Origin of the sequence: Phaeobacter sp. SYSU ZJ3003, assembly GCF_041300735.1 — a bacterium.
GTDB classification, from domain to species: domain Bacteria; phylum Pseudomonadota; class Alphaproteobacteria; order Rhodobacterales; family Rhodobacteraceae; genus Phycobacter; species Phycobacter gallaeciensis_A.
Map to the genome: position 1 here is coordinate 1 of NZ_PXNU01000163.1, position 695 is coordinate 695.

General features: G+C 48.3%; 1 protein-coding gene. It reads right to left on the reverse strand.

What is annotated here, in order from left to right:
* Window positions 1-53: 53 nt before the first annotated feature.
* Window positions 54-473 carry a hypothetical protein gene (locus tag C6W91_RS21235; protein WP_370571624.1) on the reverse strand — a complete coding sequence of 140 codons (420 nt, stop codon included), beginning with the start codon at window positions 471-473 and terminating at the stop codon, window positions 54-56.
* Window positions 474-695 lie beyond the last annotated feature (222 nt).

The window sequence follows — 695 nt, forward strand, 5'->3', positions numbered from 1 at the left end:
ATCCTTCAAGGTCCCGCTCAGTCTACCGCAACCCGCTCAGAGCACGAGGTTTTTCAGACTTTCCTTTTGATCCCAAAAGCGTCAAAGGTTTGCAAAATCACCGAGCGACCGCTGCCATCAGGTGTTTGCCAAGCCACCACGAAACCACCGTCGGACAATGCACTTACTGCGGGCGACCACTGGTTACCCTCATAAGTGGTATTTACTTGAAATACACTTCCTTTTGCGTCCCCGCTAGGGTCAAGAAATCGCGCAAAAACTCCTGCAGCATCACCATCAACACCAGACAAATTTGCCCAAACTGCAATAAAATCACCACTCTTAAGACGCGCGATTGACGAACCGTGAGTATCAGTCCAGTTCTCTCCTGAAATTTGAGACAGATCACTTATCAAAATGTCATCAGAAAGTGCCTGATTGCTGCTGTCAAAGTGTCTAACAAAAATGTTTCTCTCATTGCTCGATGCAATCACTGTAATCACTCCTCAGTTATGTTCGCAAAAAATGCGTTACGCAGATTTCATTAAACCTGCATTCCCCAAGTGGCGTGTCGTTTGAGGTGAAGATCGCCTGTATCCGAGCGCTAGACAAGGATTTTCTGCCGCGAGCGGCACCTGCGGTCGTGCAGACTGCGGGTTTCGGTAAATCCCGGACAAGCATTTCAGTAATTCCCGGACACGCGTTTCGGTAAATCC